Source organism: Planktothrix sp. FACHB-1355 (assembly GCF_014748295.1).
Lineage (GTDB): Bacteria > Cyanobacteriota > Cyanobacteriia > Cyanobacteriales > Aerosakkonemataceae > Aerosakkonema > Aerosakkonema funiforme_A.
Genome location: NZ_JACJUP010000451.1, coordinates 1 through 4,917 on the forward strand (window position 1 = coordinate 1; position 4,917 = coordinate 4,917).

Consider the following 4,917-nt stretch of genomic DNA (forward strand, 5'->3'; position numbering starts at 1 on the left):
AATTATTGATAAACACGAGGGGAAAATTTGGGTAGATTCGGGGCAGGGGAAAACTAGATTTACAGTGTTATTACCAATTAACTAAATAAGGAGTAATCCATTTATGCCTAAACCAGTAATCTTATGCGCTGATGATGAAAGCGTTGTTTTAAATAGTTTAAAAATTCAACTCAGAAACAAGTTTAAAGATGCTTTTATTTATGAAATAGCTGAAAGCGCCGATCGAGCCGCAATTGACCGTGCTAAACGTGAAGCAAATTTACATTCTTATTTGTCCAAACCCTGACTGGGAAAAGAAGTTATTGAAACCATAAAGGATGGCTTGAAAAAAATATGAAAAATCCGGTAATTATATGTGTTGATGACGAACAGACAATACTTGATAGTTTGAAAATAGAATTAAAAAAAGCCGTTGGCGATATCTATATTATAGAAACTGCGGAAGGCGGTGAAGACGCTCTCGAATTATTAAGAGAGTTGCAAGAAGATGAATATGAAATTGCTTTGATAATTTCTGATTATATAATGCCCGATATCAAAGGGGATGAATTATTAAAGCGCGTCCATGCCATTTCGCCCAAAACCATTAAAATAATGCTGACAGGGCAAGCAGATATTGAAGCGGTGGCCAATGCAATAAATCATGCTAAATTATATCGTTACATCAGCAAACCTTGGGAATCGGAAGATTTAAAACTGACGGTGAAAGAAGCCATACGCAGTTATTTTCAAGAGAAGATATTAGCAGAACAAAATGCAAAATTGGAAGTTTACAATCAGAAGTTAGAAGAGTTAGTAAGAATCCGCACAGGAGAATTAGAACAAAAAAATCTGCAACTAGAACAAGAGATTAGGGAACGCCAACAAGTAGAGACGGCACTGCAAGCATCTGAGGTGGAACTGCGTGCCATATTCGCGGCGATGACCGATGTTGTGCTGGTCAGAGATGCCGAAGGACGCTGCCTTAAAATTGCCCCCACACATACGGAAAACTTGTACAAATCGCCGACTGATATGATTGGCAAGACGCTGCACGATGTTCTGCCAAAACAGCAAGCTGACCTGATTTTTAGCGGTATTCAACAAGCTCTCTTAACTCAGCAGACGGTCTATGTTGAATACAACGTGACAATTCAGGAGCGAGAAGTTTGGCTGGGAGCAAATATTTCACCTCTTTCTCCAGAGGCGGTAATTGTAGTAGCGCGAGATATAACCGATCGCAAGCATAGAGAAGAAGCATTACAATTAATAGTCGAAGGGACAGCCTCAACAACAGGCGATAGCTTTATGCGTTCCTGCGTCCGATATCTGGCTGAAGTACTGCAAGTTCGTTATGCCTTGGTAACGGAGTGGGCCGATCGAGAAAAAACGAAAGTGCGTACACTGGCGTTTTGGACTGGCTTTGATTTCAACGAAAACATCGAGTTTGAAATCGGTAATACTCCCTGCGGCGAAACAATTTTAAAAGCGAATATTTGCTTTTATTCTAATAAATTAACCGACACTTTCCCTAACAATGAATTACTCTCTAGACTGGGCATACAAAGTTATGCAGGAATGCCTCTAGTTAACTCCAGCGGAAATGTATTAGGCCACTTGGCAGTCATGGATATCAATCCGATGGCAGATGACCAAACAAGAGAGCTAATTTTGAAAATTTTCGCTGCCAGAGCCGCAGCCGAATTGGAACGAAAAAAAGCAGAAAAAGCACTCCAAGAATCTGTATATGCCGCAGATGCGGCCAACCGTGCCAAAAGTCAATTCTTGTCCAAGATGAGCCACGAACTGAGAACGCCACTAAACGCCATCTTGGGGTTTACTCAAGTAATGAACCGCGATGCCTCCCTATCGGCTGAGCAGAAGCAACAATTGGGAATTATCAATCGCAGTGGCGAGCATTTGCTAGCATTAATCAACGACATTTTAGAAATGTCCAAAATCGAATCGGGCAGGGTAACGCTGAATGAAAATAGCTTTGACCTGTGTCGCTTGCTAACCAATCTCGAAGAGATGTTCCAACTCAAAGCTAAATCTAAAGGTTTAGCGTTAATCTTCCAACTCGCTCCAGAGGTTCCCAAATACGTCAAAACGGACGATAACAAGTTACGCCAAGTCTTAATTAATTTACTGGGAAATGCGATCAAATTTACAGAAAAAGGTAGTGTCATCCTGCGCGTGAAAGTGGATGGTTTATCGAGAGCGACGACGAACAATTCTCGACTGTTATTTGAAGTAGAAGACACCGGCCCAGGTATTGCCCCTGAAGAAATGACGCTCCTATTTGCACCTTTCGGACAAACGGAAAGCGGTCGAAAATCCGAGCAAGGAACTGGATTGGGTTTACCCATTAGCCGACAATTTGTACAGCTGATGGGAGGGGAGATTGCCGTGAGCAGTACTCTGGCTAGAGGAACAACTTTTAAATTTGATATTCCCGTTTCTGTAGTTGACAATCTCAAAGTTCCCGCTGCACGAGAAACTCGCAAGATAATTGGCCTAGCACCCAATCAACCGAAGTATCGCATCTTGGTGGTTGAAGATGTCAAAGTCAGCCGCCTCCTGTTGGTTAAATTACTTACAGCCATTGGCTTTGAGGTGTATTCTGCTGCCAACGGTAAGGAAGCTATTGTCCAGTGGAAGAACTGGCAACCGCAGGTAATTTTCATGGATATACAAATGCCGGTGATGGATGGGTACGAAGCCACCAAACGCATCAAAGAGCATCCTCTCGGTAAAGCAACTGCGATCGTCGCTCTGACTGCCAGCGCCTTTGAGGAAGACCGCATTGCTATTTTGTCGGCAGGCTGCGATGATTTCGTCAGCAAGCCCTTCTCGGTCGAGCTAATCTTAGAAAAAATGGCTCGTTATTTAGGGGTGCGATACATCTACGAGGAGCCGATCGCGATCGAGTCGGAAGTTCAACCAAAAAAAGAAGCACTTTTGAGGGGTATGGCTTCTCCAGATCCGGGCGGTAACTCAAATCTCCCCCTCGATACCTACTTGTCCCAAATGCCTGCCGAGTGGGTAGAGCAGCTATACGACGCCGCTGCCCAATGCAGCGATAGTCTGATTTTTGAGCTAATCGAGCAAATTCCCACCAGCATTCCCCCCCTGGTCAACACCTTGAAAGAATGGGCAGATGAGTTTCGTTTTGATAAAGTTATAGATTTAATTGAGCAGTCAAGAAAATGAATAACAACCAACTATTAACAAATAAAATTGATGGGGTGAAAGAGCTTCTCCCTAACAGCAAAGGAAATATTCTTATTGTTGACGACAAACCGGATAACCTGCGCCTTTTGGCGACTATACTAAGCGAGCGGGGGTATGAAGTACGCAAAGCGCTGAACGGCCAAATGGCGCTAACTGCCTGTCGGGCATCTCTGCCCAATTTGATATTACTCGATATTAATATGCCAGAAATGAATGGCTATGAAGTTTGCGAATATCTGAAAGCAAACGAGCCAACTCGCGATGTGCCGATCATTTTTATCAGCGCCCTAGACGATGTTTTGGATAAAGTAAAAGCTTTTGCAGTAGGTGGAATAGATTATATCACCAAACCGTTTCAGAGTGCGGAAGTTTTAGCTCGCGTGGAGAATCACCTGACGCTGCGGAAACTGCAAAAGCAACTGCAAGAACAAAATGGGCGGCTGCAACAAGAAATTAGCGATCGCATTTCAGCGGAAACAGCCCTGCGGGAAAGTGAAATAAGATTGCGCCATCAGAACGCCGTGCTGGTAAAACTATCAAGAAATAACGCCCTCTACCGAGGCGACTTGAAAACTGCCCTCACAGAAATTACCGAAGCGGCTGCTCGTACACTGGAAATCGAACGAGCCAGTGTTTGGCTGTATAACGAGACAAAAAAAGCGATCCGATGCCTAGATTTATTCGAGCTGACTGTCAACCAACATTCACAGGGATTGGAATTAACTGAATCAAGCTATCCTGGCTATTTCAAAGCTTTGGCAGAAGATTGGACGATCGCAGCTGAAGATGCTCGCAACGATCCGCGCACGAAAGAATTTACAGATTCCTACCTAACTCCATTAGGTATCACTTCTATGCTGGATACCCCCATTCGACTGGGGGGACAAACAGTGGGAGTTTTGTGTCTGGAACACATAGGAATGGAGGCGGGGTCATCCCGCCTCTATCGTCATTGGACACCGGAAGAGCAAAATTTTGCAGCTTCCCTTGCAGATTTAGCGTCTTTAGCTTTGGAAGCGTGCGAACGCAAGCGGTTAGAAGAAGAAGTGTCGCAACAGCAGCGGTTCCTAGATACGATCGTCCAACACATCCCTTTAGCAGTATTTGCCAAAGATGTTGCGGATGACTTTCGTTTTGTGCTGTGGAACAAAGCTAGCGAAAAGATGTTTGGCAATTCCAAAGAAGAAGCATTAGGGCGCAACGTCCGCGACTTATATCCCCAAGAGCAAGCAGATTTCTTCCTAGAAAAAGACTTAGAGGTGGTCAAGACGGGCAAGTTAGTTGATATTCCCTCCGAAGCCATCGATACAAAATCCGGTCAAACAAAATGGTTGCGAACTCTAAAAGTTCCTGTTATTAACGAGCGCTCTGAAGTTACGCACCTGCTTTGCATTTCTGAAGATATCACCGAACGCAAACTGGCTATGGAAGCACTGCGGGAGAGCGAGCAGCGATTTAGAAGTTTGGTTTCTAATATCGGCGGAGCCATCTATCGGGGTAAGTGGGACTATGATTGGACAATGGAGTTCATCAGCAATGTAATCGAGGAAATTTCTGGTTATCCTGCCAGTGAATTTATTCACAATCAAGTGCGAACATTTGCAAGTATTATTCATCCTGAAGATGCAGAGATGGTGCAGATAAATGTCGAGCGGGCACTAACGGCAAGACTTCCTTATATTCTGGAAGATCGGAAGAGCGTCG

The 4,917-nt window shown here is 44.1% G+C and carries 3 protein-coding genes; all 3 read left to right on the top strand.

The window, feature by feature from the left end; genetic code table 11:
- Positions 1 to 103: 103 nt before the first annotated feature.
- Positions 104 to 286, top strand: a complete 183-nt coding sequence (locus tag H6S82_RS18125; RefSeq protein WP_190466602.1) for a hypothetical protein — start codon at positions 104 to 106, stop codon at positions 284 to 286.
- A 47-nt stretch (positions 287 to 333) separates the two neighbouring features.
- Positions 334 to 3,192, top strand: a complete 2,859-nt coding sequence (locus H6S82_RS18140; protein ID WP_242056999.1) for a response regulator — start codon at positions 334 to 336, stop codon at positions 3,190 to 3,192.
- On the top strand, positions 3,189 to 4,917 hold a 1,729-nt coding region (locus H6S82_RS18145; protein ID WP_191056508.1), incomplete at its 3' end, for a response regulator. The genes H6S82_RS18140 and H6S82_RS18145, both read left to right, overlap by 4 nt.